Source organism: Achromobacter sp. FW305-C-13 (assembly GCF_058783475.1).
In genome coordinates, this window is the sequence record NZ_JBYSYN010000001.1 from 2,414,952 (window position 1) to 2,440,299 (window position 25,348).

20 protein-coding genes are annotated in these 25,348 nt (G+C 66.2%); 12 read left to right on the top strand and 8 right to left on the bottom strand.

Annotated elements, in window-relative coordinates; all coding sequences use genetic code 11:
- Nucleotides 1–105: 105 nt before the first annotated feature.
- Together AC3WMU_RS10865 and hmpA are read right to left on the bottom strand one after the other, a co-directional pair.
- Entirely contained in the window at nucleotides 106–543 is a 438-nt protein-coding gene (locus AC3WMU_RS10865) for an Rrf2 family transcriptional regulator (protein ID WP_006226900.1), read from the bottom strand.
- Between the two features lie 58 nt (nucleotides 544–601).
- Nucleotides 602–1,819 carry an NO-inducible flavohemoprotein gene (hmpA, locus tag AC3WMU_RS10870; RefSeq protein ID WP_006226901.1) on the bottom strand — a complete coding sequence of 406 codons (1,218 nt, stop codon included), beginning with the start codon at nucleotides 1,817–1,819 and terminating at the stop codon, nucleotides 602–604.
- Between the two features lie 150 nt (nucleotides 1,820–1,969).
- Between hmpA and AC3WMU_RS10875 the strand changes: the two genes are divergently transcribed.
- On the top strand, nucleotides 1,970–2,431 hold the full coding sequence (locus tag AC3WMU_RS10875; protein WP_492282320.1) for a GatB/YqeY domain-containing protein: 462 nt from the start codon (nucleotides 1,970–1,972) through the stop codon (nucleotides 2,429–2,431).
- 14 nt (nucleotides 2,432–2,445) lie between these two features.
- On the opposite strand, the gene dinB is transcribed toward AC3WMU_RS10875, so the two are convergent.
- A complete protein-coding gene (gene dinB / locus AC3WMU_RS10880) occupies nucleotides 2,446–3,528 on the bottom strand; it encodes a DNA polymerase IV (RefSeq protein WP_035213961.1) in 1,083 nt (360 codons plus the stop codon).
- Nucleotides 3,529–3,634: 106 nt separating this feature from the next.
- Here dinB and AC3WMU_RS10885 point away from each other — a divergent pair, with 106 nt between their 5' ends.
- The gene (locus AC3WMU_RS10885) at nucleotides 3,635–4,051 is read left to right on the top strand and encodes a PaaI family thioesterase (protein WP_006226904.1); all 417 of its coding nucleotides are present in this window, start codon (nucleotides 3,635–3,637) and stop codon (nucleotides 4,049–4,051) included.
- 24 nt (nucleotides 4,052–4,075) lie between these two features.
- On the opposite strand, the gene AC3WMU_RS10890 is transcribed toward AC3WMU_RS10885, so the two are convergent.
- Nucleotides 4,076–4,531: a BPTD_2524 family lipoprotein gene (locus AC3WMU_RS10890; RefSeq protein WP_006226905.1), complete on the bottom strand. Its 456-nt coding sequence runs from the start codon at nucleotides 4,529–4,531 to the stop codon at nucleotides 4,076–4,078.
- A 194-nt stretch (nucleotides 4,532–4,725) separates the two neighbouring features.
- Here AC3WMU_RS10890 and AC3WMU_RS10895 point away from each other — a divergent pair, with 194 nt between their 5' ends.
- Nucleotides 4,726–6,633, top strand: coding sequence for a S9 family peptidase (locus tag AC3WMU_RS10895; protein ID WP_377785540.1), 1,908 nt, complete (start codon nucleotides 4,726–4,728; stop codon nucleotides 6,631–6,633).
- Nucleotides 6,634–6,663: 30 nt separating this feature from the next.
- Here AC3WMU_RS10895 and AC3WMU_RS10900 read toward each other — a convergent pair whose 3' ends face one another.
- Nucleotides 6,664–7,890: a GGDEF domain-containing protein gene (locus AC3WMU_RS10900; protein WP_006226907.1), complete on the bottom strand. Its 1,227-nt coding sequence runs from the start codon at nucleotides 7,888–7,890 to the stop codon at nucleotides 6,664–6,666.
- Nucleotides 7,891–8,446: 556 nt separating this feature from the next.
- Between AC3WMU_RS10900 and pgaA the strand changes: the two genes are divergently transcribed.
- From pgaA to pgaD, 4 genes are read left to right on the top strand one after another with little or no spacing between them, the layout of a single operon-like run.
- Nucleotides 8,447–10,918 carry a poly-beta-1,6 N-acetyl-D-glucosamine export porin PgaA gene (pgaA, locus tag AC3WMU_RS10905; protein WP_492282321.1) on the top strand — a complete coding sequence of 824 codons (2,472 nt, stop codon included), beginning with the start codon at nucleotides 8,447–8,449 and terminating at the stop codon, nucleotides 10,916–10,918.
- 32 nt (nucleotides 10,919–10,950) lie between these two features.
- A complete protein-coding gene (gene pgaB / locus AC3WMU_RS10910) occupies nucleotides 10,951–12,987 on the top strand; it encodes a poly-beta-1,6-N-acetyl-D-glucosamine N-deacetylase PgaB (protein WP_454676546.1) in 2,037 nt (678 codons plus the stop codon).
- Nucleotides 12,984–14,321, top strand: coding sequence for a poly-beta-1,6-N-acetyl-D-glucosamine synthase (gene pgaC, locus AC3WMU_RS10915; RefSeq protein WP_454676545.1), 1,338 nt, complete (start codon nucleotides 12,984–12,986; stop codon nucleotides 14,319–14,321). The genes pgaB and pgaC overlap by 4 nt, the downstream gene beginning before the upstream one ends.
- Complete coding sequence (gene pgaD, locus AC3WMU_RS10920; RefSeq protein WP_492282322.1) at nucleotides 14,318–14,764, top strand: poly-beta-1,6-N-acetyl-D-glucosamine biosynthesis protein PgaD; 447 nt, start codon at nucleotides 14,318–14,320, stop codon at nucleotides 14,762–14,764. The genes pgaC and pgaD overlap by 4 nt, the downstream gene beginning before the upstream one ends.
- Nucleotides 14,765–14,784: 20 nt before the next feature.
- Here the strand turns inward: pgaD and AC3WMU_RS10925 are convergent, their stop codons facing one another.
- Entirely contained in the window at nucleotides 14,785–16,062 is a 1,278-nt protein-coding gene (locus AC3WMU_RS10925; RefSeq protein WP_088590476.1) for an MFS transporter, read from the bottom strand.
- A gap of 164 nt (nucleotides 16,063–16,226) precedes the next feature.
- On the opposite strand from AC3WMU_RS10925, the gene AC3WMU_RS10930 reads away from it, so the two are divergent.
- Complete coding sequence (locus AC3WMU_RS10930; protein ID WP_492282323.1) at nucleotides 16,227–17,045, top strand: AraC family transcriptional regulator; 819 nt, start codon at nucleotides 16,227–16,229, stop codon at nucleotides 17,043–17,045.
- A 225-nt stretch (nucleotides 17,046–17,270) separates the two neighbouring features.
- On the top strand, nucleotides 17,271–19,892 hold the full coding sequence (locus AC3WMU_RS10935) for a penicillin-binding protein 1A (RefSeq protein WP_492282324.1): 2,622 nt from the start codon (nucleotides 17,271–17,273) through the stop codon (nucleotides 19,890–19,892).
- A gap of 81 nt (nucleotides 19,893–19,973) precedes the next feature.
- On the opposite strand, the gene AC3WMU_RS10940 is transcribed toward AC3WMU_RS10935, so the two are convergent.
- The gene (locus AC3WMU_RS10940) at nucleotides 19,974–20,687 is read right to left on the bottom strand and encodes a metallophosphoesterase (RefSeq protein ID WP_492282325.1); all 714 of its coding nucleotides are present in this window, start codon (nucleotides 20,685–20,687) and stop codon (nucleotides 19,974–19,976) included.
- Nucleotides 20,688–20,931: 244 nt separating this feature from the next.
- Between AC3WMU_RS10940 and AC3WMU_RS10945 the strand changes: the two genes are divergently transcribed.
- Nucleotides 20,932–22,107 carry a PepSY-associated TM helix domain-containing protein gene (locus AC3WMU_RS10945; RefSeq protein WP_006226916.1) on the top strand — a complete coding sequence of 392 codons (1,176 nt, stop codon included), beginning with the start codon at nucleotides 20,932–20,934 and terminating at the stop codon, nucleotides 22,105–22,107.
- A complete protein-coding gene (locus AC3WMU_RS10950; protein ID WP_006226917.1) occupies nucleotides 22,104–22,304 on the top strand; it encodes a hypothetical protein in 201 nt (66 codons plus the stop codon). The genes AC3WMU_RS10945 and AC3WMU_RS10950 overlap by 4 nt, the downstream gene beginning before the upstream one ends.
- A gap of 94 nt (nucleotides 22,305–22,398) precedes the next feature.
- On the opposite strand, the gene AC3WMU_RS10955 is transcribed toward AC3WMU_RS10950, so the two are convergent.
- Nucleotides 22,399–23,226: an aldo/keto reductase gene (locus AC3WMU_RS10955; protein WP_492282326.1), complete on the bottom strand. Its 828-nt coding sequence runs from the start codon at nucleotides 23,224–23,226 to the stop codon at nucleotides 22,399–22,401.
- 275 nt (nucleotides 23,227–23,501) lie between these two features.
- Here AC3WMU_RS10955 and AC3WMU_RS10960 point away from each other — a divergent pair, with 275 nt between their 5' ends.
- On the top strand, nucleotides 23,502–25,316 hold the full coding sequence (locus AC3WMU_RS10960; RefSeq protein WP_035213962.1) for an ABCB family ABC transporter ATP-binding protein/permease: 1,815 nt from the start codon (nucleotides 23,502–23,504) through the stop codon (nucleotides 25,314–25,316).
- The last annotated feature ends 32 nt before the right edge of the window (nucleotides 25,317–25,348 follow it).

Genomic DNA, 25,348 nt, shown 5'->3' on the forward strand with positions numbered 1-25,348 from the left:
AGCCCCAAGACAAAAGACGGGGAACAGCCTCTATTCTGGAACGCCTGCCGGGAACGCGGCAAATGCCAAAGCCGGCAGCATCCATAACAAAACGTCATGGCCCGCCTAGGCGGCGCGGTGCAGCTTGATGATGGCCGCCGCCGTGGGGTCGCGCACCAGGTCGGCCAGCGTATAGCCGTTCAGCGCGTCGTAGAAGGCATTGAGCGTTTGCGCCAGCACGCCTGCCAGGCGGCAGGAACCGTCCAGCGCACAGGGCGGCTCGCGGCAATCGATCAGCGGGCCCTGCTGTTCCAATTCGCGGATCAGGTCGCCCACGCGGTACGCCGACGCAGGGCGCGCCAGGCTCAGGCCGCCGCCCTTGCCGCGCGACGTGCTGACCCATTCCCGCTGCGCCATGAAGTGCACCACCTTCACCAAGTGATTGCGGGACACGTCGAAACGCCCCGCGATCTCCGGGATGGTGACGGCGGCAGGCCGGTCGCGGCATTGCGTCAGATACATCAGCACGCGCAAGCCGAAGTCGGTGAATCGGGTCAGTTGCATAGGATGGAAGACAGGTTGCCTGGCGGCCCAGGCAGATCAGGCCGCCAGGATACACCGGTCAGGCCGGCGCGCCGCCACTGCCGAAGGCCTCGGCGTGGATGCGGTCAGGACCCACGCCCAGCGCCAGCAACGCTTCGCGCTGCGCCAGCATGAACGGGGCCGGACCACACAGGTAGTAGTCCGCGCCGGGCACGATGACCTCGTCGCGGATGGCCCGCAAGTCCAGCCGGCCGGCGTGGTCGTAATCGCGTCCCGGCTCGTCGTCGTGGCCGACCTCTTCGTAGAACACGGCCTTGCGCACATTGCCCCGTTCGGCGGCGATGCGGTTGACGTGGTCCTTCATGGCATGCACCGACCGGTTGCGGCAGCCGTGCACGAAGCGGATCTGGCGCTCATCGTTGTTGCGCACCAGATGATTCAGGATCGACACCATCGGCGTCAGCCCCACCCCGCCGCTCAGCAGCACGACGGGCGCATCGCTGTCCGCTTTCAGATGGAAATCCCCCTGCGGCGGCGCCACGTCCAGCACGCCGCCCTCTTCCAGGCGATCGTGCAAAGCATTGGACACGCGTCCCGCGGGCGTCTGCGCACCGGCCGGTTCGCGCTTGACCGAAATGCGCAGGCGATCCTGCCCGGGCGCATCCGACAAGCTGTATTGGCGGGGCTGCATCAAGCCCAGTTCAGGCACGTAGATGCGCACCGACACGTATTGCCCCGGCTGATAGGCAGGCACCGCGCCGCCGTCGGAAGGCGCCAGGTAGAAAGAGGTGATTTCAGCGCTTTCGACCTGCTTGCCCACCACGCGGAACGCCCGCCAGCCCGTCCAGCCGCCGGGCTTACCGGCCGATTCGGCGTACAGGCGCGCCTCTTCGGCGATCAGCAGATCCGCCAATTGGCCATAGGCGGCGCCCCAGGCGTCGACCAGTTCGTCGGTCGCGGCCTCGCCCAGCACCTCGCGGATGGACGCCAGCAGGTGCTTGCCGACGATGGCGTAGTGCTCGGGCCGGATGCCCAGGCTGACGTGCTTGTGCACGATGCGGGTCACCACCGGCATCAGTACGGAGGGGTCGTCGATGTGTTCGGCGTAGGCCGTCACCGCGCCCGCCAGCGCGTGCTGCTGCTGGCCGCCGGCCTGGTGGGCCTGGTTGAAGACGTGCTTCAACTCGGGATTGTGGTCGAACATGCGTGCATAGAAATGGCGCGTCAGCGCCACGCCATGCGTCTTGAGGACGGGGGCCGTGGCTTTGACCAGTGCACGGATTTGGGGGCTCAACATCAGGTGCTCCTTGGGTTGCGAGCGAACTCGCTTTTAAACATGCATTTATAATACATCTTTAAAAGCGGGCGGCAAAACGCTACCCATCCCGCGCCGGCCTGCCCGGTTTACACTGGCGGATTGCCGCAACACCACACAAAAGGTTCACCCATGAGCACTGCTACGCTCAAAGCCCGCCTCTCTGATTCCGTCAAGGACGCGATGCGCGCCAAGGCCGCCGAGCGCCTGACGACGCTGCGTTTCCTGCTGGCAGCCGTCAAGCAGAAGGAAGTGGACGAACGCCGCGACCTGACCGACGCCGAGATCACCGCCATCATCGAAAAGCAGGTCAAGCAGCGCCGCGAGTCGATCGCCGCGTTCGAACAGGCCGGCCGCACGGAAACGGCGGATCAGGAAAAGGCCGAAATGGCCGTGCTGCAGGAATTCCTGCCGCAGGCCGCATCGCCTGAAGAAGTGGCTGCCGCCATCGACGCCGCCCTCGCCGGAGTGGCCGCGCAAGGCGTGACCGGTGCGCCCGCGATGGGCAAGGTCATGGCGCTGCTCAAGCAAGCCCTGGCCGGCCGTGCCGACATGACCGCCCTGTCCCAGCAAGTGAAGGCCCGCCTGGCCTGATCCGAAGCGGGCAGTTAGAACGCGCCGCCGAACAGATCCGGCTGGCGCGCCTGCTCGGCGGGATCGGCAAAATTGCTCATCCCCACTCCTGCCAGCCGGTACAGGGTTTCCGGCGGCAATTCCACGCGTTCGCACAGCAGCTTGGCCACGGCGGCAAGTTCCGCCGCCGATCCCGGCGGATTCGGGCTGGTCTGGCTGCGCGTCAGGATGCGGAAACGGTCGGTCTTCAACTTGAGCACCACCGTCCGCCCCAGCGCGCCCTTCTTCAGCGCCTGGTCCCACACCCGGTCGGCCATGCGGTCGATGGCGTCGCCCAGCGCGTCCAGCCGGATGTCTTCCGAAAACGTCGTCTCCGCGGACACCTGCTGCAACGGCTGGTCGGTCTGCACCTCGCGCTCGTCGATGCCGCGCGCCAATTCGTACAGGCGCCTGCCGTAACGGCCGAAGTAGTGTTCAAGCTCTTCCGCGCTGTGCGTGGCCAGGTCGCCCACGGTGTGGATGCCCAGTTGCTCCAGACGGGCCTGCGTCACCTTGCCCACGCCGGGCACCTTGCGCACCGGCAAGGGCTGCAAGAAGTCCAGCACCTTGCCCGGCCGGACCACGAACTGGCCATCGGGCTTGTTCCAATCAGACGCGATCTTGGCCAGGAACTTGTTGGGCGCAATGCCCGCTGAGGCGGTCAGCCCGGTCTCTTCCCGGATCTGGTGGCGGATGACCTGCGCCACTTCCGTGGCCGACGGCAGCCCGCATTTGTTGATCGTCACGTCCAGGTAGGCCTCGTCCAGCGACAGCGGTTCGATCAGGTCGGTATGGCGGGCGAATATCTGGCGGATCTGGCGCGACACCTCGCGATAGCGGTTGAAATCCGGCGGTACATAGATAGCCTGCGGGCAAAGCCGTTCCGCGCGGACCGCGGACATGGCCGAATGGATGCCGAAGCGCCGGGCTTCGTACGACGCGGCGCACACGACCGAACGCGGGCCGGTCCAGGCCACGACCACCGGCTTGCCACGCAGTTCAGGGTTGTCGCGCTGCTCCACGGACGCGTAGAACGCATCCATGTCCACATGCACGATCTTGCGCATAAGTTCAGACATTCCGCTTGGGGACAAGAGGCCGGCCCGGCGATGCGCTGGCGGCCACTGCAAAAAAATATATTATGACCGGCTGATCCCGCTTTCCCATTCCGCCCACAACCGATCCATGACCGCAACTGCCCAAACCGATTACTTTGGCCTGACGATACCCTTCATGACCTTTATCGGCCTGGTGCCCGAGAGCATCGCGCCGGCTTACGCCCGCACCTCGCTGCCCTGGCGCGAAGACCTGACCAACAGCCGCGGCGACGTGCATGGCGGCACGCTGATGAGCGTGCTGGACTTCACGCTCAGCGCCGCCGCCCGCGGCTCGGCCGACGCCACCGAAGGCATGGCCACCATCGACATGAACACCACGTTCCTGTCGCCCGGCACGGGCAACCTGGTCATCGAGGCGCGCTGCCTGCGCCGCGGCGCGTCCATCGCCTTCTGTGAAGGCGACATCCGCCGCGCCGATGGCGAACTGGTCGCGCGCGCGACCGCCACCTTCAAGATCATCCGCCGCCGTCCGGGCGGCGATTGATCCGGGCGCCTCGCTGCGGCCCGCCTACTTCGGCAAGTCGCGCGACGGCTTGACCGGCGGCCGCGGATCCAGCGGCATATAGGTGCTGCACGAGGTGATGCTGTAGTAGATGGCGTCCTGCATCGCGCGCATCGCCGCCGCGTCCCAGGTGCCCTTGCCCCACATCACGATGCGCACGTCGGTGCTTTTCTCACCGGCGGCCTTCAGGTCGACGCGCGTCATTTCATTGTCGGTATACGGCGCCAGCACGCGCACGATGGCCGACTGCGCGCCTTCATTCAGGTCAGAGACCACGCGGTAGGCGTTGTCCGTGCTGCGCAGGCAGTTGTTCGACTGCCGGATCACTGCGGCGTAGGCATCATTGAAGGCGACCGGCGCCTTGAACTCGCTGTGCGGCGACGTGCCGTCCTGCGAAATGCCCAGCGAGCACCCCGCCAGGCCCAGCGCCAGCGCCGATGCCGCGACCAGATTCCTGTACATGTAATTCTCCAGATGAATTGCCGCGATTATCCCGCAAACCGCCAGGCGGCATAAGTGGGGCCGGTTCGACACTGCCCGCGCGACTATGGCATTATCGACGAGCCGTCGGCGCCCGGCGCCGGCAGGCACCGTAGTCCGCCAATGCCCAAGACGTAAGGCATTGAAATCACGGAGGTCTCCCCTTGTTTTCATTCATGACGCGCACCGTTCTCGCCGCCAGCATCGTCGGCACCACACTGGGCGGCTGCGCCACCCCGCCGCCCCCTCGCGCCTATCCCCTGAAAGATTTCTTCCGCAATCCGGAACGCGGCTTCTTCCGCCTGGCCGAAGACGGCCAGACCCTGGCCTTCATGCAGCCCACCAGCGTGGATGGCAACCCGGCCCGCATGAACATCTATGTGCAGCCTCTGGAAGGCAGCAAGCTGGTGGGCGAGCCCCGCCAACTGACCAGCGAAACCGCCCGCGACATCAGCAATTATTTCTGGAAGGGCGGCGACGTCGTCCTCTACCAGAAGGACTTCGGCGGCGACGAGAACTACCACGTGCTCGCCGTCAACGCCAAGACCGGCAAGATCACCGACCTGACCCCGTATGAAGGCGCCCGCGCCAGCATCGAAGACGACCTGGAAGACGATCCCGACCACGTCCTGATCAGCCACAACCAGCGCAACCCCGAAGTCTTCGACGTCTACCGCGTCAACGTGCACACCGGCGCCGCCGTGCTGGTCGCGCAGAACCCGGGCAACATCGTCGGCTGGCAGACGGACCACGCAGGCAAGGTGCGCGCCGCCGTCACCAGCGACGGCCTGAACACCACCCTGCTCTACCGCGACGACGAAGCATCGGAATTCCGCCCGCTGATCACGACCGACTACCGCACCAGCGTCAGCCCGTCGTTCTTCACCTTCGACGACAAGAAGCTTTACGCACTGAGCAACCGCGGCCGCGACAAGTTGTCGCTGGTGGTCATCGATCCCGCCAAGCCCGACGCTGAAGAAGAAGTCTTCACCCCCGACACCGTCGACCTGGACGGCGCGGGCTACTCGCGCAAGAGGCGCGTGCTGACCTTGGCCGCCTACCAGACCGACAAGCCGCAATTCAAGTTCTTCGACGCCCAGTCCGAAGCGCTGTTCAAGACGCTGTCGGCAAAGCTCTCGGGCTACGAGATCGCGCTGCAAGGCTCCAACCGCGACGAAAACAAGTTCATCGTCGCCGCCTACAACGACCGCACGCCGGGCTCGCGCTACATCTATGACGCCACCACCGACACGCTGACCAAGCTGGCCGACATCAACCCGGCCATCCCGGAAGCGGACATGGCGCACGTGCGCCCGATCAGCTATCAAAGCCGCGACGGCCTGACCATCCACGGCTACCTGACGCTGCCCGCCGGGCGCGATCCCAAGAACCTGCCTTGCATCGTGAACCCGCACGGCGGCCCGTGGGCACGCGACGGCTGGGGCTACAACCCCGAAACGCAGTTCCTGGCCAACCGCGGCTTCTGCGTGCTGCAGATGAACTTCCGCGGTTCGACCGGCTACGGCCGCGCCTTTTGGGAAGCCAGCTTCGGGCAATGGGGCCTGAAAATGCAGGACGACATCACTGACGGCGTCCAATGGCTGATCAAGGAAGGCATCGCCGACCCCAAGCGCATCGGCATCTACGGCGCCAGCTACGGCGGCTACGCCACCCTGGCCGGCGTGACCTACACGCCAGACCTCTATGCCGCCGCAGTGGACTACGTGGGCGTGTCGAACCTGTTCACGTTCATGAAGTCCATTCCGCCGTACTGGAAGCCCATGCTGGACAAGATGCAGGACATGGTGGGCCATCCGGAGCGCGACCACGACCGTCTGGCGGCCACCTCGCCGGCGCTGCATGCGGACAAGATCAAGACGCCGCTGTTCATCGCGCAGGGCGCCAAAGACCCCCGCGTGAACAAGGATGAAAGCGACCAGATGGTCAAGGCGCTGAAGGCCCGCGGCATCGAAGTGGAATACATGGTCAAGGACAACGAAGGCCACGGATTCCACAATGACGAGAACAAGTTCGAGTTCTACGAAGCGATGGAGAAGTTCCTGACGGAACACCTCAAGCCCTAGCCTGCTGTTGAAAGGAACCTCGGACCGGCCCTAGTCGCCCGAGGCTTCCTGAGCGGCCAACGGCGCGTTGGCCGCCACACCCCCCACCTGCACCCGGCCCGTGCCGCGCCCGGAAAATGCCATTTCCACGCGGTCGCGGCCTTGCTCCTTGGCGCGGTACAACGCCACATCGGCGCGCGCCAGGATCCCGTCGGCGCTGTCGCCCGGCTGGTAGGACGCCAGGCCGCCGCTGGTGGTCATCTGCACTTCGCCTCCCTGCAAATACAGCGGCGTATCCCGCAAGGCATCGCACACCCGCTGCGCGTGGATCAATGCCCGCGCCGGATCACAGTCGTACATCAGCAGCACGAACTCTTCGCCCCCCAGCCGGCCAAAGCGGTCAGAGCTGCGCACCGCGTTTTGCACGACCTGCGCATAATGCCGCAGCGCCGTGTCCCCGGCCGCGTGGCCGTAGCGGTCGTTGATGGACTTGAAATGGTCGATGTCCAGCACCAGCACCGCCAACTGGCCGCCCATGCGGCTGCACCGCTGCAATTCGTGGTCCAGTTCATCCAGGATGCTGCGCCGGGAATACGCGCGGGTCAGGCTGTCGAACGTCAGCGCGGCCTGCATCTGTTCCGACAGGCGGGTCTGGATCAGCAGCAGCAAGGCCAGGAACAACGCGGGCACGGTGACCGATCCGCAGACAATGAAGAACAGCCCCCAGGATGACGGTTGCAGCAGCGAGACAGGCGGCGCCAGGCCAGCGCCGTAGAGCACCGCGCGCACTGCATGCAGGCCGGCCAGGCCGAAGGTCGCCAACATCAGGTAAAGCGTCACGCCGCGCGTCTGGATCTCGGTGCGCTGCTGGTAAATCACCCAGCCCGCCATTGCCATGTACGCGCACGTGTAGACCGAAAACAGCACCATGCGTCCGACCAGGTTGTCCTCGCCGTACAGCATTACGGCAAACGCCAGCAGACACATCGCACTGATACCCAGGGTGCGCACGATGTGCGGGGGCAGGCCGAAGAACTGGCGCAGGCCCACATAGACCAGGCCCACCGCGCACACCCACGCCGCGTTCGACGCCATCACATAGACGCCTGCGGCAACGAACTCGGCCGACGCATACGACAGCAGGGACACCACGGCCAGCGCGTTGGCTGCGATGAACGCCTGGACGCCGCCCACGCCGCGCGCCTGGAACGGCAGCAGCAGCGGCAAGGCCAACGCCGTGGCCAGCCCCCACATCAGGAAGAACAAGGAAGTCGTCATGGTTTTTGCCGGGTCGCGCCTTCAGGCGTTTGCCGTCGCTTGGAATTGCCGTTGCACTGGGTTCGTAAGTGGAGACGCGTTACACGTCAGCATTTTTGATGCTTTTTGTTACCAGAAGGACAAATAGACGCACAGCACGCAAGACGGCCAAGAGCCGTCGCGAGACGAATGCGATTTATCCAGAACCTTTACCAGCCGCGCCAGGACGATTGCACGGTATGCGACGAAGAATACGCCAAGGGCAACGCGTCAGGATCATCCTTTGCAGTAATTGACAGTTGAATTTGCGGAAAACCCCTACAGTCCCATCTGTCGCAGGAGCCGCAAGAAGCCCCTCGACCACGCCCTACGGGCGTGGCGCGTACTAGCCATGCACCGCCTCAGCGCGCGTGCGAAGGTCCCCGTAGCGGGCGCCGCGCAGTCCAAACCACATGTTCGCTTCCCTTCCCGAGGGCGCCCCGCGCGCCGCTCGAGTCGCTGCCGGTTCTGCCGCCAGCGCGCCCCCAGGGCGGCGGAGCCATGAACATCCCTAGTCGCAACTGCGGAAGTACAACAGATGCAAGATAGAGGACCCAAGCAACCCCGGGTTGCCCGAACGACATTGCGCCGACTGGCCGCCTGCGCCGCCCTGGCGCCCGCCCTGGCTCTGGCAGGACCGGCGGAGGACTACGACGCCCTGATCATCCGCGCCCGTGCCGGCGACTACGAGCCCGCGCTGGCCATGCTGCGACAGCAAGGGCCGGCCGCTGGCGCCCGCGCCGTCCACGATCACATCATCATCGCCAGCTGGGCGGGCAAGCCGGCCGAGGCCATCGCGTCCTACGAATCTCTGCCCTCCGGCACGGCGCTGCCCGGCGACGTCCAGTTGGCGGTGGGCCGCGCCTATCGCGATGAACGGCGCTGGCCCGAAGCCCTGGCCGCCTTCCGCGAAGGATTGCGCCGCTACCCCGGACAACCTGCTTTCACCGCCGGCGAAATCATGACCCTGGCTGACGCCGGCCAATTCGACCCGGCCCTGACCGCGGGCCGCAAATGGGTGGCGCGCCAATCCAAGAGCCCTGATGCGCGCCTGGCGCTGGCCTATGTCCACGCCCGCCAGGGCCAGCCCTTTGAAGCGCTGCATCAGACGGATCTGGCGCAAGGCCTTGCCCCCGATTCCCCTGCGGTGCAACGCGAGTACATCTACGCGCTGCAGCGCGCCCGCATGGCAGACACCGCGCTGGAACGCGCGCGCCAGCATGCGGACCTGTTCAATGCCGCCCAGATGCGCGGCTTCGAGGCCGATGCGCTGGCCCAGCAGGTGCGCCTGGCGGCGATGCCGACGCGCAGCGAGGCCGAACGCTTCGTGATCGCCGACCGCGCGCTGGCCCGCTACGACGTGCTGATTCCCGCCTGGCGGCAATTGGGCGACGCGGCGCGCGACGATTTGACGCGTGCCCGCATCGACCGCCTGCACGCCCTGCATGCGCGCGTGCGCATGGCCGACCTGACGCACGAGTACGAAGCCCTGGTCTCCGAAGGCGTCCGCGTGCCGCGCTATGCCTTGAACGATGTGGCGTCGGCTTATCTGTACCTGCGCCAGCCTGAACGTGCCCGCGACCTCTACCAGCAAGTCGCCGTCGACGACGCCTTCAACAATGACGATCCCGAGCAGCGGCTGGCCAACCAGACGGGGCGCTACTACGCGCTGGCCGAAGGCGAGCAATACGACGAGACGGGTGCGGTGACCGAAGCCGTGCAGTCGGGCTATGCCCCCTGGCTTTACTACAAGGGCCAGGCCACCCGCATGCCGAATGATCTGAACCTGGAAAGCAGCCAGACGCTTGCCGCCGCGCGCCTGCAAGCCGACGACACCGTTGCCGCGCAAACGAGCCTGCAAGACATGGTCGCCAACGCGCCCAACAACTCCGGCCTGCGCAGCGACCTGGCCGGCCTGTACCGCGCACGGTCGTTGCCGCGCGCCGCAGAGGCCGAACTGAAAATGGCCGAGACCCTGGCGCCTCGCAGCCTGGGCGTGGAAAACGGCCAGGGTTTCACCGCGCTGGACCTGCAGGAATGGAGGCAGGCGGAAGCGCTGTCCGCCGATACGCTGGCGCGCGCTCCCGAGAACCTGACCAGCCGCCGTCTGGCGCGCGAATGGGAAGTCCACAACAAGGCCGAATTGCGTATCAGCGGCTATCGCGGGCTGGCCTCGGACAGCCCCGTCAACGGCAACGGTGACTTCGGCATCGACGCCGTGCTCTATTCCTCGCCCATCAATTACAACTGGCGCGTGTTCGGCGGCGGCGGGTATGCGGCCGGCGACTTCGAGGAAGGCCGCGGCAACTACCGCTGGCTGCGCACCGGCGTGGAATGGCGCGGCCGCGACCTGACCGTCGAAGGCGAAGTCTCCACCAATGATTACGGCCATGGCGTGAGACCGGGCGTGCGCCTGTCGGCCGCCTACGACCTGGACGACCACTGGCAGATCGGCGGCTCGGGCGAAATCATGTCGCGCGAGACGCCGCTGCGCGCCTTGACCAACGACATCTCGTCCAACCGCCTGACGGGATTTGTGCGCTGGCGCGCCAACGAACGGCGCGAATGGACGCTGGCGGTCGCCCCGTCGCGCTTCAGCGACGGCAACCGCCGCTGGGAACTGGGCGTGAACGGCCGCGAACGCGTCTACACCGCCCCGCACCTGAAGGCGGACCTGGAACTGGACCTGTCGTCCCAGCACAACACGCGCGACGACGCGCCTTACTTCAACCCGAACGCCGACTTCATGGCGGTACCGGGCGTACGCCTGACGCATACGCTTTATCGCCGCTACGAAACCGCTTGGGAACAGATCGGCACGCTGGGCGCCGGCACCTACAGCCAGCAGGGCTACGGCACCGGCGGCGTCCTGGCGCTGGGCTACGGCCAGCGCTACCGCGCCAACGACGTGCTGGACATGGGTGCGATGGTCACTGGCATCAGCCGCCCTTACGACGGCGTGCGTGAACGCGAACTGCGCATCGTGTTCGACCTTGCCTATCGCTTCTGAACCTCCATCCGAACCTGGACCCAGAACCCGTCATGCCGCTTAACACCCCTACCCGCTTGATCCTGGCAGGCTTGCTGCTGCTGGTCATCCTGGCCCTGACCGCCTGCGCCAAGGACATCCCCGTCTTCACGCCGCCGGCCGAGCGCCCCGTGGCTCCTGCCGAGCAGGCCTGGAAGCCGGATCAATTCCTGGCGCTGGCCTATCACGACGTCGAAGACGATGATCCTGACCAGGGCTTCCTCAGCGTGCGCACCGACCGGCTGGTCGACCAGCTGGCCTGGCTGCGCGCCAACGGCTACCAGGCCGTGTCCGTCGACCAGATCCTGGCGGCGCGCCAGGGCGGCCAGCCACTGCCCGAACGCGCCGTGCTGCTGTCGTTCGACGACGGCTACCGCAGCTTCTATACCCGGGTGCTGCCTATCCTGAAAGCCTATGGCTGGCCCGCGCTGCTGGCTCCCGTTGGCGTCTGGATGGATACGCCGGCCGACAAGCCGGTGGACTTCGGCGGCAGCCCAGAGGCGCGCGATCGCTTTTTGACCTGGGACCAGATCCGCGAAATCTCGCGGTCCGGCCTGGTGGAAATCGCTGCGCACACCGACGCGTCCCACTACGGCGCCCTGGCCAATCCTCAGGGCAACACCGAACCGGCTGCGGCCATTCGCGCCTACAACGCACAGACCCACCAATACGAAACCGAAGCCCAGTTCAATGCCCGCATGGGCCGCGACGTAGCCGCCATCACCGAGAAGATCCGCCGCGTCACCGGCCACGCGCCCCGCGTCTGGGTCTGGCCATATGGCGCGGAAGGCGGCTCCACGTTGCGCATCGCGGGCGAGCACGGCTATCAGTTGGCCCTGACGCTGGAAGACGGCGCCGGGCGGTTGGGCCGCCTGATGTCCACGCCCCGGCTGCTGCTGTCCAGCGACCCGGCGTTGAAACCCTTCGCCAACAGCGTCGTCGGCATGGAAGCGAACCCCTTCATGCGGGTGGCGCACGTCGATCTGGACTACGTCTACGACCCCGATCCCGCGCAGACCGACCGCAACCTGGGTGAACTGGTGCAGCGCATCCTGGACATGCAGATCAACACCGTGTTCCTGCAGGCGTATGCGGATCCCGAAGGCGACGGCCTGGTGAAGTCGGTGTACTTCCCCAACCGCTGGCTGCCCATGCGCGCCGACCTGTTCAACCGCGCAGCCTGGCAATTGCACAACCGCGCCAACGTGATGGTTTATGCCTGGATGCCAGTGCTGGCCTTTGACCTGGACCCGTCGCTGCCACGCGTCACCCGGTGGGACCCCGAGGCGGCAGGCGCGCCGCAAGCCGACCCCGACCAATACCGCCGCCTGTCGCCCTTCGACGCCACCGTGCGCGCCCGCATCGGCGACTTGTACGAAGACCTGGCGCGCTACGCGATCTTCGACGGCCTGCTGTTCCACGACGACGCCCTGTTGTCCGATTTCGAAGACGCCAGCCCCGCAGCACTGGCCGCCTACCGCGCGGCCGGCCTGCCCGGCAGCATCGCCGAACTGCGTGCGGATCCGGACACCCTGCAACGCTGGACCCGCTTCAAAAGCCGCGCCCTGATCGATTTCACCGCCAGCCTCACGCAGCGCGTGCGGGCCGTGCGCGGGCCGCAGATCAAGACCGCGCGCAACATCTATGCGCAGCCCGTCCTGAATCCCGAATCCGAAACCTGGTTCGCGCAGAACCTGGACGACTTCCTGGGCGCTTACGACTGGACGGCCCCCATGGCGATGCCCCTGATGGAAAACGTGCCGAAGGGCAAGGAGAACGCCTGGCTGGATGCAATGGTCGACGCCGTCGCCCGCCGTCCGGGCGCGCTCGGCAAGACCGTGTTCGAACTGCAAAGCCGCGATTGGCGCGCGGGCCCCGGCCAGCCCGAAGGCGCGCCCGTGGACACCGCCGTATTGGCCGGGTGGATGCAGCGCCTGCAACGGCGCGGCGCGCCCAGTTTCGGCTACTACCCCGATGACTTCTCGCAGGACCAGCCCCGGTTGCAAGGCATCCGGCCCGCCCTCTCCGAAGCGTGGTATCCCATCCGATGATCGACCGTCTGCTCGCCCTGATAATCCTTTGCGCGGTGCTCGGCGCGCCGTTCGGCTTCACCTTGATGCTGACCGGCGAAGCGCTGCTGGGCTTCGTCTTCTTCTACCCCCTCTTCATGTCCGGCATGTGGATGGCCGGCGGCATCTATTTCTGGTGGCATTGGGAACGGCACTGGGCCTGGGGCAAGGACCGCCAGCCGCCCTCGCTTGCCGGCGATCCGCTGGTGTCCATCCTGGTGCCCTGCTTCAACGAAGCCGGCAATGGCGAAGAAACGTTGTTGGCCGCGCTGAACCAGAACTATCCGCACATCGAAGTCATCGCCATCAATGACGGCTCCAGCGACGGCACCGCCGCCATGCTGGACCGGCTGGCGGCATCGCAGCCGAAACTGCGAGTGGTGCACTTGGCTCAGAACCAGGGCAAGGCGATGGCGCTGCGCATGGGCGCCCTGGCCGCGCGCAGCGAATACCTGGTCTGCATCGACGGCGACGCGGTGCTGGACCCAGACGCGGCCGCGTATCTGGTGGCGCCGCTGATCGACAATCCGCGCGTCGGCGCCGTCACCGGCAACCCGCGCATCCGCACGCGCTCGACGCTGATCGGCCGCATCCAGGTGGGCGAGTTCTCGTCGATCATCGGCCTGATCAAGCGCACGCAGCGCGTCTACGGACAGGTGTTCACCGTCTCCGGCGTGGTGGCCGCGTTCCGTCGCGCGGCGCTGGATCGCGTGGGCTACTGGAGCCTGGACATGATTACCGAAGACATCGACATCAGCTGGAAGCTGCAACGCGACCACTGGTCGATTTTCTACGAGCCGCGCGGACTGTGCTGGATCCTGATGCCCGAGACCCTGCGCGGATTGTGGAAGCAGCGCCTGCGCTGGGCTCAGGGCGGCGCCGAGGTTTTCTTGAAGAACCTGCGCTCGATCTGGAGCTGGCGCCATCGCCGGCTGTGGCCGCTGGTGGCGGAATTCTGCCTGTCCACCGCCTGGGCGTTCGCGTTCGCGATTTCGGTGCTGCTGTGGGTCATCAGCCAGTTCGTCGCCCTGCCCAACCAGATGCAGATCGCCAGCCTGATGCCGCCCGCCTTCACCGGCATGATGCTGGCGATGGTGTGCCTGCTGCAATTCGCGGTCAGCATCCTGATCGACCGCCGCTATGAACCCGGCCTGACCCGCGCGCTGTACTGGGTCATCTGGTATCCGCTGGCCTATTGGATGGTCAGCCTGTTCACCACGCTGGTCAGCTTTCCCAAAGTCATGCTTCGCAAGCAGGCCCGGCGCGCGCGCTGGACCAGCCCGGACCGGGGCATCAAATCACCGGACGCATCATGATCATCACCACGCAACGCTCGCGCGCGGGCTATCTGTTCGACCTTCTGCTGACTGCCGTCGGCTGGTTCGACTTCGTCTATCTGTTCGGTTCCGGCATCGTGGCCATCCTGCGCGCTGCGGCCGGCGGGCCCGACGTAGCCCTGTGGCCCGTCTTCCTGCCCACCGTGCGCACGCTCTGGGGATATGGGCTGCTGGCGCTGGCGAATGCCGCCTTGCTGGTGGGCTGGGCGATCTACAACCACCGGCGCTTCGGCGGCAAAGACCGCCGCAAGCCTATCAAGCCGCTCTCGGACCATCGGCTGGCCAAGAGCTTCGCCGTCACGCCCGCCCAGCTTGCGCAACTGCGCGCGGCCCGGGTGTCGGTCATCCATCACGGCGCCGAAGGCGAGATCCTGGACATCGAAAAAAGCCAGCCCCGCCTGCGCTCGGTCCAGGCGGGCTGAAGGCAAGCGGGCCCCGCGCCTTACCCCCGGGCCGTGCCCGCCCGGGGCTTCTCCACATTCGGCAGCAGGATCGCCACCACGCCCAGCAGCGGCAAGTACGCGCACACCTGGTACACGTATTCCAGGCTGGTCGCGTCCGCCAGCTTGCCCAGCGCCGCGGCGCCCACACCGCCCATACCGAACGCGAAACCGAAGAACAGGCCGGCGATCATCCCCACCTTGCCCGGCACCAGTTCCTGCGCGTAGACCACGATGGCGGAAAACGCCGACGCCAGCACCATGCCGATCACCACCACCAGCGCGCCGGTCCAGAACAGGTTCGCGTAGGGCAACATCAGCGTGAACGGCGCCACGCCCAGGATGGACACCCAGATCACGATCTTGCGGCCGACGCGGTCGCCAATGGGCCCGCCCACCACCGTCCCCACCGCGACCGCGGCCAGGAACAGGAACAAGTACAACTGCGCCTCGCGCACCGACAAGCCGAACTTGCCGATCAGGTAGAAGGTGAAATAGCTGTTCAGGCTGGCCAGGTAGAAGTACTTGGAAAACACCAGCACGCCCAGTACCGTCAAGGCACCCAGCACCTGGTTGCGCGACAGCCCGTTGCCCGCCCCGTCGCGCCGCGCACGCGGCTTGAGCCGTACGCGGTTGGCGCTGTACCAGCGTCCGATCCCCGTCAGCACGACGATGCCGAACAACGCCGCCAGCGAAAACCACGCCACGCTGCCCTGCCCGTGCGGAATGATGAAGAGCGCCGCCAGCAGCGGCCCCAGCGCCGAGCCCACGTTGCCACCCACCTGGAAGAGCGACTGTGCCAGACCGTGGCGGCCGCCCGAGGCCATGCGCGCCACCCGCGACGATTCCGGATGAAACACCGAGGACCCCGTTCCCACCAGCACGGCCGCCACCAACAGCCAGCCGAACGACGGCGCCACCGACAGCAGCAGCAAGCCCACCAGCGTGAAGCCCATGCCCACCGGCAAGGAATACGGCTTCGGATGGCGGTCGGTGTAGAAGCCAATGAACGGTTGCAGCAGCGATGCAGCCAGCTGATAGACCAGCGTGATCATCCCGATCTGCGCGAACGACAGACTGAACGACTCTTTGAGCATGGGATAGATGGCCAACAGGATCGACTGGATCATGTCATTCATCAGATGCGCCACGCTGATGGCGCCCAGCACCTTGAAGGCGGTGGACGGGTCGGACGCCGCCGGGGTGGCGGCCTGCGCGGAAGCGGGAGCGGGGATGGAAGCGTCCGTGACGCCGGCAACGGGGTTCTGGGCGGAATTCATGGTGCGCATGCAAAGGGGCAGGACCACCCGGCGCCATGCCGGGACCAGAGGACAGTGTAGGAATCCGGCGCGGCTAAGATCTGCCAATTTTCGTCGCTTAAGTGACAAAATACGGCTACGGCGCTTTCACGGACCGCCTTATCCTTTTGTCGGAAGTGACACTCATGCCCGCTCGCCTGCCCTTGCCCGACCCCGCCCGCAGCATCAACGCCCAGGACTATCAGCACCTGCCCCGCACGGTGACGGCCATGGCCAAGGAATTCCCGGCCGGCGCGCAGACCGGCGCCCACTCCCACCCCCGCGCCCAACTGATCTACGCGGTCGAAGGCGTGATGCGCGTCACCACGCCCAGCGGCTTCTGGGCGCTGCCGCCGCTGCGCGCGCTATGGGTGCCGGCGGGCGTGCCGCACGGCGTGGACATGGTGGGCGCGGTATCCATGCGATCGCTCTACATCCAGGCCGAGGCCGCGGCGGGGTATTGGCAGCAATGCCAGGTGATCGAGGTCAGCGGGCTGCTGCGCGAACTGATCCTGGCGCTGACGGCGGCGCCCGTCGATTACCCGCTGGGCGGCCGCGAAGAACAGGTCGCCGCGCTGATCCTGTCCGAACTGGCCGCCGCCCGCGTGGTGCCGATCCAGATCCCGTGGCCCCGCGACCGCCGGCTGCAGACCATCTGCATGGCCATCCTGGACCAGCCGGGGCTGCAGCGCGGCATCGAAGACTGGGGCAGCGAAGTCGGCGCCAGCGCCCGCACCCTGATCCGGCTGTTTCAGGCCGAACTGGGCCTGAATTACCGGCAGTGGGTGCAGCAGGTGCGCCTGGCGGACGCGGTGTGCCGCCTGTCCCTGGGGGTGCCCGTCGCGCGCATCGCGGCCGACCTGGGCTACCGCAGCCCCAGCGCGTTCAGTGCCATGTTCCATCGGGCGCTGGGCGCGCCCCCGCAGCGCTACCTGCAGGACGCCGACGCGCTGAACCGACGCTGAATTTCGACAAAAGCGTGCAACCGGCCTTGCTGTTTGTCACGGCGCGCAATACATTTCACAGCGCATTCCTGTGCGCACGCGCGCGAAAGCCGCGCCCCGCGTATGCTAGACCCCGTCCCTATATTTACGTGGCACACGCCCCCCACCTCGCCCCGGCAAGTTTGGTTACTGAAACCTTATTGCGCCATGGCCGGTCTATAGCGTTCTGCCCTAGAATCGCCTGCAATGAGCACCCCCCAGCAATCCTCCGCCACCCCGGGCGGCAAATCGGGCCTTCCCTGGAAACGACTCCTGGTCAAAGCGGGCATCGCCGTGGCCGGCGCCGGCGTGTGCGGAGCCGTCCTGTTGGGGCTGGCCCTGGCGCTGGCCTGGCCCAGCCTGCCCGACCTGCATGCCATGACGGACTACCGTCCGCGGGTGCCACTGCGCATCTATACGGCCGACAAGGTGCTGATCGGCGAATACGGCGAAGAGCACCGCAACGTGCTGCGCTTTGACGAGATCCCGCCCGTGATGCGCCAGGCGGTGCTGGCGGCCGAGGACGACCGCTTCTACAGCCACGGCGGCGTCGACTGGATGGGCGTGGCGCGCGCCGTGCTGACCAACGTCGTCAAGGGCTCGAAGTCGCAGGGCGGCAGCACGATCACCATGCAGGTGGCGCGCAACTTCTACCTGTCGTCGGAAAAGACCTACTCGCGCAAGTTCTACGAACTGCTGCTGACCTTCAAGATCGAGAACGAGCTCACCAAGGACCAGATCCTTGAGCTCTACATGAACCAGATCTACCTGGGCCACCGCGCCTACGGTTTCGCCGCTGCGTCGCGCACCTACCTGGGCAAGCCGCTGTCGGAAGTGACGCCGGCCGAAGCCGCCATGCTGGCCGGCATCCCCAAGGCCCCGTCGCGCTTCAACCCCATCACCAATTTCCCGCGCGCGGAAATCCGCCAGCACTACGTGCTGGGCCGCATGAAGACGCTGGGCTACCTGACGCCCGAGCAGGCCGATGAAGCCTTGAAGCAGCACCTGACGATCCGCGGCGCGGACGGCACCAGCGCGCGCGGCTTCGCCGTGCATGGCGACTACCCGGCCGAACTGGCGCGCCAGCTGATGTACGGCGTGTTCCAGGAAGAGACCTACTCCAAGGGCATCGACGTCTACACGACGATCGATTCCAAGGCCCAGGAAGCCGCCTATCGCGCCGTGCGCGACGGCGTGCTGGACTACACGCGCCGCGCCGTCTATCCCGGCCCGGAAGACCAGCTCGACCTGCCCGACGGCGTCGAGAACGATCCGCAAGCGTTGGACGAAGTCCTGGATGGCGTGCAGGACAAGGCGCCCGACAGCGAAGACCTGCTGGCCGCCGTCGTGCTGTCGGCCAGCCCCACGGAAGTGAAGCTGGCGCGCAGCGGACGCGACCTCATCACCATTTCGGACAAGAAGGCGCTGGCCGTCGTCGCCCGCGCCCTGAACCCGAAGGCGAGCGATAGCCAGCGCATCCGCCGCGGTTCCGTTGTCTACATCCACAAGACTGGCGACAAGGACACGGACAGCTGGGAAATCATCAACATGCCGGCGCTGCAAGCCGCGCTGGTGTCCATGACGCCCGAAGACGGCGCCATCCGCGCCATGATCGGCGGCTTCGACTACAACCGCGGCACCTTCAACCGCGTGACCCAGGCCTGGCGCCAGCCCGGCTCCAACATCAAGCCGTTCGTCTACGCCGCAGCGCTTGAGCGCGGCTTCACGCCCGCCACCCAGATCTCGGACCAGCCCTTCATGCTGACGGCGGCGCAGACGGGCTCGAAAGATTGGCAGCCCAAGAACGACGGCAACAAGTACGAGCCCATGCTGACCCTGCGCCAGGGCCTGTACCGCTCCAAGAACATGGTGTCGATCCGCATCCTGCAGGCCATCTCGCCGCAGTATGCGCAGGACTACCTGACCCGCTTCGGCTTCGACAAGTCCCGCTGGCCGGCGGTGCTGCCGCTGGCACTCGGCGCGGGCGGCGCCACCCCCTTGCAGGTGGTCAACGGCTACAGCGTCTTCGCCAATGGCGGCTATCGCGTCACGCCCTATCTAGTCGACCACGTGACCGACCGTTCCGGCAAAGTGCTGATGCAGGCGCAACCCGTCAAGGCCGGCGACGAAGCGGCGCGCGCGATCGACCCGCGCACCGCCTGGGTCATGGACGACATCCTGCGCGGCGTCGCCACCAGCGGCACCGCGGCGCGCGCGCACCAGGTGCTCAAGCGCAACGATGTCGGCGGCAAGACCGGCACTACCAACGAAGCCGTGGACGTCTGGTTCTCGGGCTTCACGCCCGCGCTGGCGACCACGGTGTGGATGGGTTTTGACCAGCCCAAGTCGCTAGGCACGAACGAGTTCGGCAGCGGCCTGGCCCTGTCGACCTGGCTGGACTACATGCAACCCGTGCTCAAGGGCGTGCCGGACGCCAAGCAGGCGCCGCGTCCGGACGGCCTGCTGGTGGAAAACGGCGAATACTACTTCTCGGAATTCCCGCCGGGTCAGGCCGTGGCCTCGCTGGACCTGTCCTCGGGCGATGCCCTGACCGACTTCCTGAACAACAACCGCTCCACCGACGGGGTCGATACCTCGGTCAAGCCGCTGCCGACCCCCGGCGCGGCCTTGGCGCCGTCGAACCCGACGAGCGCCGTCCAGGCCCCCTTGATGCCGATCCCGGCGCCCCGCGCGGACAATGCGCCTGCCACGGGTTCGCCCGTCGGGGGGGCACCTACCGCAGGTTCGCCTGCCTCCAATCTGGACAGCAACGGTGTCAGTGCCAGCGCGGTCACCACCTCCGCCCCCGTGATGGCCCGGCCCCTCTGATCCCGGCTGTCCACAGACACGAAGGGCGCCTGCAAGGCGCCCTTTGCTATTTCCGCGTACCGACTTTGCGGCCCGGCGGACCTATTCCTCGGTCGCCAGCTCAGTCACCACCTCGCGTGGCCAGGCCAGCAGCGACTCCAGGTCCAGGAACGTGAAATAGCCCTCCCGCCAGCCCTCGGTGTCGATGTGATAGACGTTGCCCAGCAACAGCGGCGCCGCCACCGGCGTATGCCCCGCCACCACCGCCCGCACGCCCTTGATGACCGTCCTGTCCATTTGGCGCAGCCGTTCCCGCGACCACTGGCAAGCCGCGCTGGTGCGCTTGTAGCGGTCTTGCAGCGCGGATTCCAGCCGCGGCCAGAACAGCACCGGGCAATCCGCATGCAGCAAGCCGACCGCGCCGTCGGCCGTCTCAACCTCAATGGCGATGGGCAGTTGCGCGAAGGCTTCGGCAAAGACTTTTTGCCGGTCGGGCGGCAAGTCGAGGAACCAGCCGCCGCCGTAGCCGCGCCAGTTCATGACGTCTACCTCCCCGGTGCGTACGTGGCGGATCGCGTAGTCCTCGTGGTTGCCCTGGACCGCATGGAACCAGGGCTGGGCCAGCCACTCCAGGGCGGCCTCGTTTTCCGGCCCCCGGTCGACAAGATCGCCCACGGAAAACAGCCGGTCGCGCGCCGGGTCGAAACCCAGGCGGTCCAGGCTTTCCTGTAGACGGGAAAAATGCCCATGCACGTCGCCCACCGCAAAATCGCGGCCGCGTTCATTGCGCGGGACTTTCAGAAATCGCTGCTCCATGATGATCCGGCAGCCACGGGTTGCGGGCGGATGGATCCGTCCCCATCACCCGACTGTGGCTGTTCTTGCCTGTTGAAACCTGACCCCTCTTTTTAACCCGGTTTCCGGCCGGACACGGTTGCGCCCCCCATGGCTACGGGGTCAAAATATTGCGTTACGAGAATCGCTATTGTTCGTGATAATGTTCCGACTTTCCCAACTGATACCTTAAAGGGGGCCGCGCAGGCCGCCTCCTGCCGTCGCCATGACAGCCGCCTCCACCATCAAGACCTGGTACTGGATCCACAAGTGGACCAGCCTCGTCTGCACCATCTTCCTGCTCATCATCTGTCTTACCGGTTTGCCGTTGGTGTTCCACCACGAAATCGAACACTGGCTCGATGATGCCAAGCCCCTGTCGGATGTACCGGCCAACACGCCCCCCGCCAACCTGGACAAGCTCGTGGCGAGCGCCAAATCCATGTACCCGGGCGAAGTCATCGACTATCTGTTCTTCGACCCCGACGAACCCCAGGTCTACGTGGGCATGGCCAAGAAGCCGGGCGACGGCCAGGTCTCCGGGCACGCGGTGCGCATGGACGGCCGCACGGGCGACGTGCTGCTGGACGGCCCGCCCTATACCGAAGACAAGTTTTCTTTCATGGGCATCATGCTGGCGCTGCACGTGGACCTGTTCGCGGGGCTGCCCGGCGAACTGTTCCTGGGCTTCATGGGCCTGCTGTTCTGCGTGGCCATCGTGTCCGGCGTCGTGCTCTACGGCCCCTTCATGAAGAAGCTGGAATTCGGCACGGTGCGCGCCGCGCGCTCCACCCGCCTGAAATGGCTGGACCTTCACAACCTGCTGGGCATCGTCACGCTGGTCTGGGCGTTCGTGGTGGGCGTGACGGGCGTCATCAACGAGTTGTCGACGCCGCTGTTCCGCCTGTGGCAATCGACCGAACTGGTCCGCATCCTGGAACCCTACAAGGGCCAGACGGTCCCCACCGAACTGGCGTCGGCCCAACTGGCCGCCGACACCGCGAAAAAAGCGCTGCCGGGCAATGAAGTGTCGTTCATCGCCTTCCCCGGCAACGCCTTCGGCAGCCCGCACCATTACATCGCCTGGATGCGCGGTGATACGCCGCTGACCTCGAAGCTGAACACCCCGGTGCTGGTGGACGGCAAGACCGGCGCGCTGACGACCGTGGCCAAGATGCCCTGGTACCTGACCGCGCTGGAAGTGTCCCGCCCGCTGCATTTCGGCGATTACGCCGGCCTGCCCCTGAAGATCATCTGGGCGCTGCTGGACCTGATCACCATCGTGGTCCTGGTCAGCGGCCTCTACCTGTGGCTGGCGCGCCGCCGCGCCACCGAAGCACGCATCAACGAACTCGTGAAAAAGCATCAGGCCGCCGCCGCCCCGCAAAGGACTCCCGCATGACCGCCCGTAAAAGCAGCAAAGGGGGCCGCGGTTTCATGTTCGTGTGGGGCGTGCCGATCCTGCTGGGCGCGCTGAGCGTGTTCGGCCTGCTGGCCGCCCTGCTCGGCACCGGCGCCTGGCACTGGGCGTCCTGGATCACGCTGACCATCCTGCTCGTGGTCATCGTGCGCTACTGGTGCTTCCCGCTGAAGCACTAGGCCCGCAAAAAGTACCGCCACGGGGGATTGGGGTCCCGCCTCCCCATCGGGGGCCCGCTACCCCCTGCCCCGCCGACGGCCGCGCTGGCCGGCCTTACTTGCCGAAGCGCTCGGGGTCCGGCCCCAGGCGGGCGCCTTCCTTGATGCCGTCGATCGCCGCCATCTCGTCGCCCGACAGTTCAAAATCGAAAACGTCGATGTTCTCGCGGATGCGGGCGGGCGTGACCGATTTCGGGATCACGATCAGGTCACTCTGCAAATGCCACCGCAGCGTCACCTGCGCGGGTGATTTGCCGTGCTTCTTCGCCAGCTCCAGGATGACCTTTTCCTTGGTGATGCCGCCTTGGGCCAAGGGGCTCCAGGACTCGGTCGCGATCCCGTGCTTGGCATGGAACGCGCGCAGTTCACGCTGGGCGAACCCGGGATGCAGCTCGATCTGGTTCACCGCCGGCACCACGTTGGACAACTCCATCAGCCGCTCAAGATTGGCCTGCGTGAAATTGGACACGCCGATCGAACGGGCGCGACCGTCTTCCTTCATCTCGACCATGGCGCGCCAGGCGTCCAGGAACTTCGCGCTGCCCGCCACGGGCCAATGGATCAGATAGAGGTCCACATACGCCAGGCCCAGCTTTTCCAGGCTTTCGTCCATCGCCTTGTGCGCGTCGTCGTAGCCGTGCCGGTCATTCCAGAGCTTGGTGGTCACGAACAGGTCCTTGCGCGCCACGCCGGCCGCGCGCAGCCCGGCGCCCACGCCCGCCTCGTTGCCATAGATGGCCGCGGTGTCCACCGAGCGGTAACCGGCCGCCAGCGCCTCCTTCACGCTGGAGGAGGCTTGCTCGTCCGGCACCTGCCAGACGCCCAACCCCAGTTGCGGGATCTTGTTGCCGTCGTTCAATTTCACTGCGGGTACTTTCGCCATAAGACCCTCCGAAGCTTGCACCGCGACACCCGCGCGGCGAATACGCGCCAGGTCGCGCAATCCTGGGCACAGCCCGGCTTACCCCAGGATTGAAGAGACAAAAGAGCGGGCTTGCCGAGCTGCGCCCGCATCGCGATACCGGATCAACATCCCCCAGCAATGGTCCGTAGATACCAGGGGTTATCAGCCAAATAATAGCGCCCGTGTCCGATAATGGCCGTTACACGCCCCTGCGCCCCCGTGGCCGCCCCCCGCATCCGCCCCCTTGCCCAGCCATGAATCCCTCTGACGCGCCCCCCAAGAATCGGGGCGGTTTTTCCACCCTGCGCACCCTTTTCCCCTACCTGTGGCCCCCCGGGATGACGGGGTTGAAAGTGCGCGTCGTCGCCGCCCTGCTCTGTCTGTTCGCCGCCAAGGCGGCGACCGTCTATGTGCCGCTGATCTACAAGCACGCCATCGACGAACTGGGCAAAGGCGCACCCGGCGCCGTGACGGTGCCGCTAGGGCTGATCCTGGCTTACGGCACGGCCCGCGTGCTATCGCTGCTGTTCTCGGAATTGCGCGACGCCATCTTCGCCCGGGTCGGCCAGCACGCCATCCGCGCCGTCGGCCTGCAGATCTTCCGTCACCTGCACGCCCTGGCGTTGCGCTTTCACCTGTCGCGCCAGACCGGCGGGCTGACCCGCGCCATCGAACGCGGCACCAAGGGCATCCAGACGCTACTGTCGTTCCTGCTGTTCAACATCCTGCCGACATTCTTTGAAATCGGCCTGGTCTGCATCGTGCTGTGGAAGATGTTCGACGTCTGGCTGGCGCTGGCCACCGGCGCGACGGTGATCCTGTACATGGCCTATACGCTTGTCGTCACCGAGTGGCGCGCCAAGTTCCGGCGCCAGATGAACGAGACCGACTCCGAGGCCAACACCAAAGCCATCGAAAGCCTGCTGAACTACGAAACCGTCAAATACTTCGGCAACGAAGAGCACGAGGCACGCCGCTACGACGCCTCGCTGACCCGCTACGAACGCGCCGCGGTGCGCAGCCAGGTCAGCCTGTCGATCCTGAACGTGGGCCAGGCCGCCATCATCTCGGTCGGCCTCACTCTGGTCATGTGGATGGCCGCCACCGGCATCGCCGAAGGCCGCTACACGCTGGGCGACTTCGTCCTAGTCAACACCTACCTGCTGCAGCTGTACCAGCCGCTCAGTTTCTTCGGCTTCATCTACCGCGAAATCAAGCAGGCGATCATCGACATGGAGCGCATGTTCGAACTGCTGGGCCAGGACCGCGAGGTGGCCGACCGCCCGGATGCCCACCCCCTGCAGATCGCGGGCGGCCAGGTCGAATTCCGCGACGTACATTTCGGCTATGACGCACGCCGCCCCATCCTGAAAGGCGTCAGCTTCACCATTCCCGCCGGCAAGACTGTGGCGGTAGTGGGTACGTCGGGCGCCGGCAAATCCACCATCGCCCGCCTGCTATTCCGCTTCTACGACACCGATAGCGGCGCGATCGTCGTCGACGGCCAGGACGTGCGCGATGTCACCCAAGCCAGCCTGCGGGCGGCGATCGGCGTGGTGCCGCAAGACACGGTGCTGTTCAACGACACCATCCACTACAACATCGGCTACGGCCGGCCCGGCGCCACCGACGCCGACATCGAGGCTGCCGCACGGCTGGCGCACATCCATGACCTGATCATGACCATGCCCGACGGCTACCAGACCATGGTGGGCGAACGGGGCCTGAAGCTGTCGGGCGGGGAAAAGCAGCGCGTGGCCATTGCGCGCACGATCCTGAAGAACCCGGCCATCTTCCTGTTCGACGAGGCCACCAGCGCGCTGGACACCCACACCGAACGCGAAATCCAGGCGAACCTGCGGGAAGTCAGCCAGGGCCGCAGCACGCTGATCATCGCCCACCGCCTGTCCACCGTGGCGGACGCGGACGAGATCATCGTGCTGTCCGACGGCCGCGTCATCGAACGCGGCCGCCATCCGCAGCTGCTGGCCCAGGGCGGCGTCTATGCGGGCATGTGGGCCCGCCAGCAGGACAGCGCTCCCGTCATCCCCACCGCCCCGGCCGATTGACAAGCCCGGCCCCCTGTCCGAAGATCGCACCC

What these genes read in the sequence shown, in the direction of transcription:
- pgaB (WP_454676546.1), top strand. Translation starts at nt 10,951, where the DNA reads ATGCCGCTTAACACCCCTACCCGCTTGATCCTGGCAGGCTTGCTGCTG.
- AC3WMU_RS10955 (WP_492282326.1), bottom strand. Translation starts at nt 23,226, where the DNA reads ATGGCGAAAGTACCCGCAGTGAAATTGAACGACGGCAACAAGATCCCG.
- AC3WMU_RS10875 (WP_492282320.1), top strand. Translation starts at nt 1,970, where the DNA reads ATGAGCACTGCTACGCTCAAAGCCCGCCTCTCTGATTCCGTCAAGGAC.
- hmpA (WP_006226901.1), bottom strand. Translation starts at nt 1,819, where the DNA reads ATGTTGAGCCCCCAAATCCGTGCACTGGTCAAAGCCACGGCCCCCGTC.
- dinB (WP_035213961.1), bottom strand. Translation starts at nt 3,528, where the DNA reads ATGTCTGAACTTATGCGCAAGATCGTGCATGTGGACATGGATGCGTTC.
- pgaA (WP_492282321.1), top strand. Translation starts at nt 8,447, where the DNA reads ATGCAAGATAGAGGACCCAAGCAACCCCGGGTTGCCCGAACGACATTG.
- AC3WMU_RS10940 (WP_492282325.1), bottom strand. Translation starts at nt 20,687, where the DNA reads ATGGAGCAGCGATTTCTGAAAGTCCCGCGCAATGAACGCGGCCGCGAT.
- AC3WMU_RS10960 (WP_035213962.1), top strand. Translation starts at nt 23,502, where the DNA reads ATGAATCCCTCTGACGCGCCCCCCAAGAATCGGGGCGGTTTTTCCACC.
- AC3WMU_RS10935 (WP_492282324.1), top strand. Translation starts at nt 17,271, where the DNA reads ATGAGCACCCCCCAGCAATCCTCCGCCACCCCGGGCGGCAAATCGGGC.
- AC3WMU_RS10900 (WP_006226907.1), bottom strand. Translation starts at nt 7,890, where the DNA reads ATGACGACTTCCTTGTTCTTCCTGATGTGGGGGCTGGCCACGGCGTTG.
- pgaD (WP_492282322.1), top strand. Translation starts at nt 14,318, where the DNA reads ATGATCATCACCACGCAACGCTCGCGCGCGGGCTATCTGTTCGACCTT.
- AC3WMU_RS10890 (WP_006226905.1), bottom strand. Translation starts at nt 4,531, where the DNA reads ATGTACAGGAATCTGGTCGCGGCATCGGCGCTGGCGCTGGGCCTGGCG.
- AC3WMU_RS10950 (WP_006226917.1), top strand. Translation starts at nt 22,104, where the DNA reads ATGACCGCCCGTAAAAGCAGCAAAGGGGGCCGCGGTTTCATGTTCGTG.
- AC3WMU_RS10885 (WP_006226904.1), top strand. Translation starts at nt 3,635, where the DNA reads ATGACCGCAACTGCCCAAACCGATTACTTTGGCCTGACGATACCCTTC.
- AC3WMU_RS10945 (WP_006226916.1), top strand. Translation starts at nt 20,932, where the DNA reads ATGACAGCCGCCTCCACCATCAAGACCTGGTACTGGATCCACAAGTGG.
- AC3WMU_RS10865 (WP_006226900.1), bottom strand. Translation starts at nt 543, where the DNA reads ATGCAACTGACCCGATTCACCGACTTCGGCTTGCGCGTGCTGATGTAT.
- AC3WMU_RS10930 (WP_492282323.1), top strand. Translation starts at nt 16,227, where the DNA reads ATGCCCGCTCGCCTGCCCTTGCCCGACCCCGCCCGCAGCATCAACGCC.
- AC3WMU_RS10895 (WP_377785540.1), top strand. Translation starts at nt 4,726, where the DNA reads ATGACGCGCACCGTTCTCGCCGCCAGCATCGTCGGCACCACACTGGGC.
- pgaC (WP_454676545.1), top strand. Translation starts at nt 12,984, where the DNA reads ATGATCGACCGTCTGCTCGCCCTGATAATCCTTTGCGCGGTGCTCGGC.
- AC3WMU_RS10925 (WP_088590476.1), bottom strand. Translation starts at nt 16,062, where the DNA reads ATGAATTCCGCCCAGAACCCCGTTGCCGGCGTCACGGACGCTTCCATC.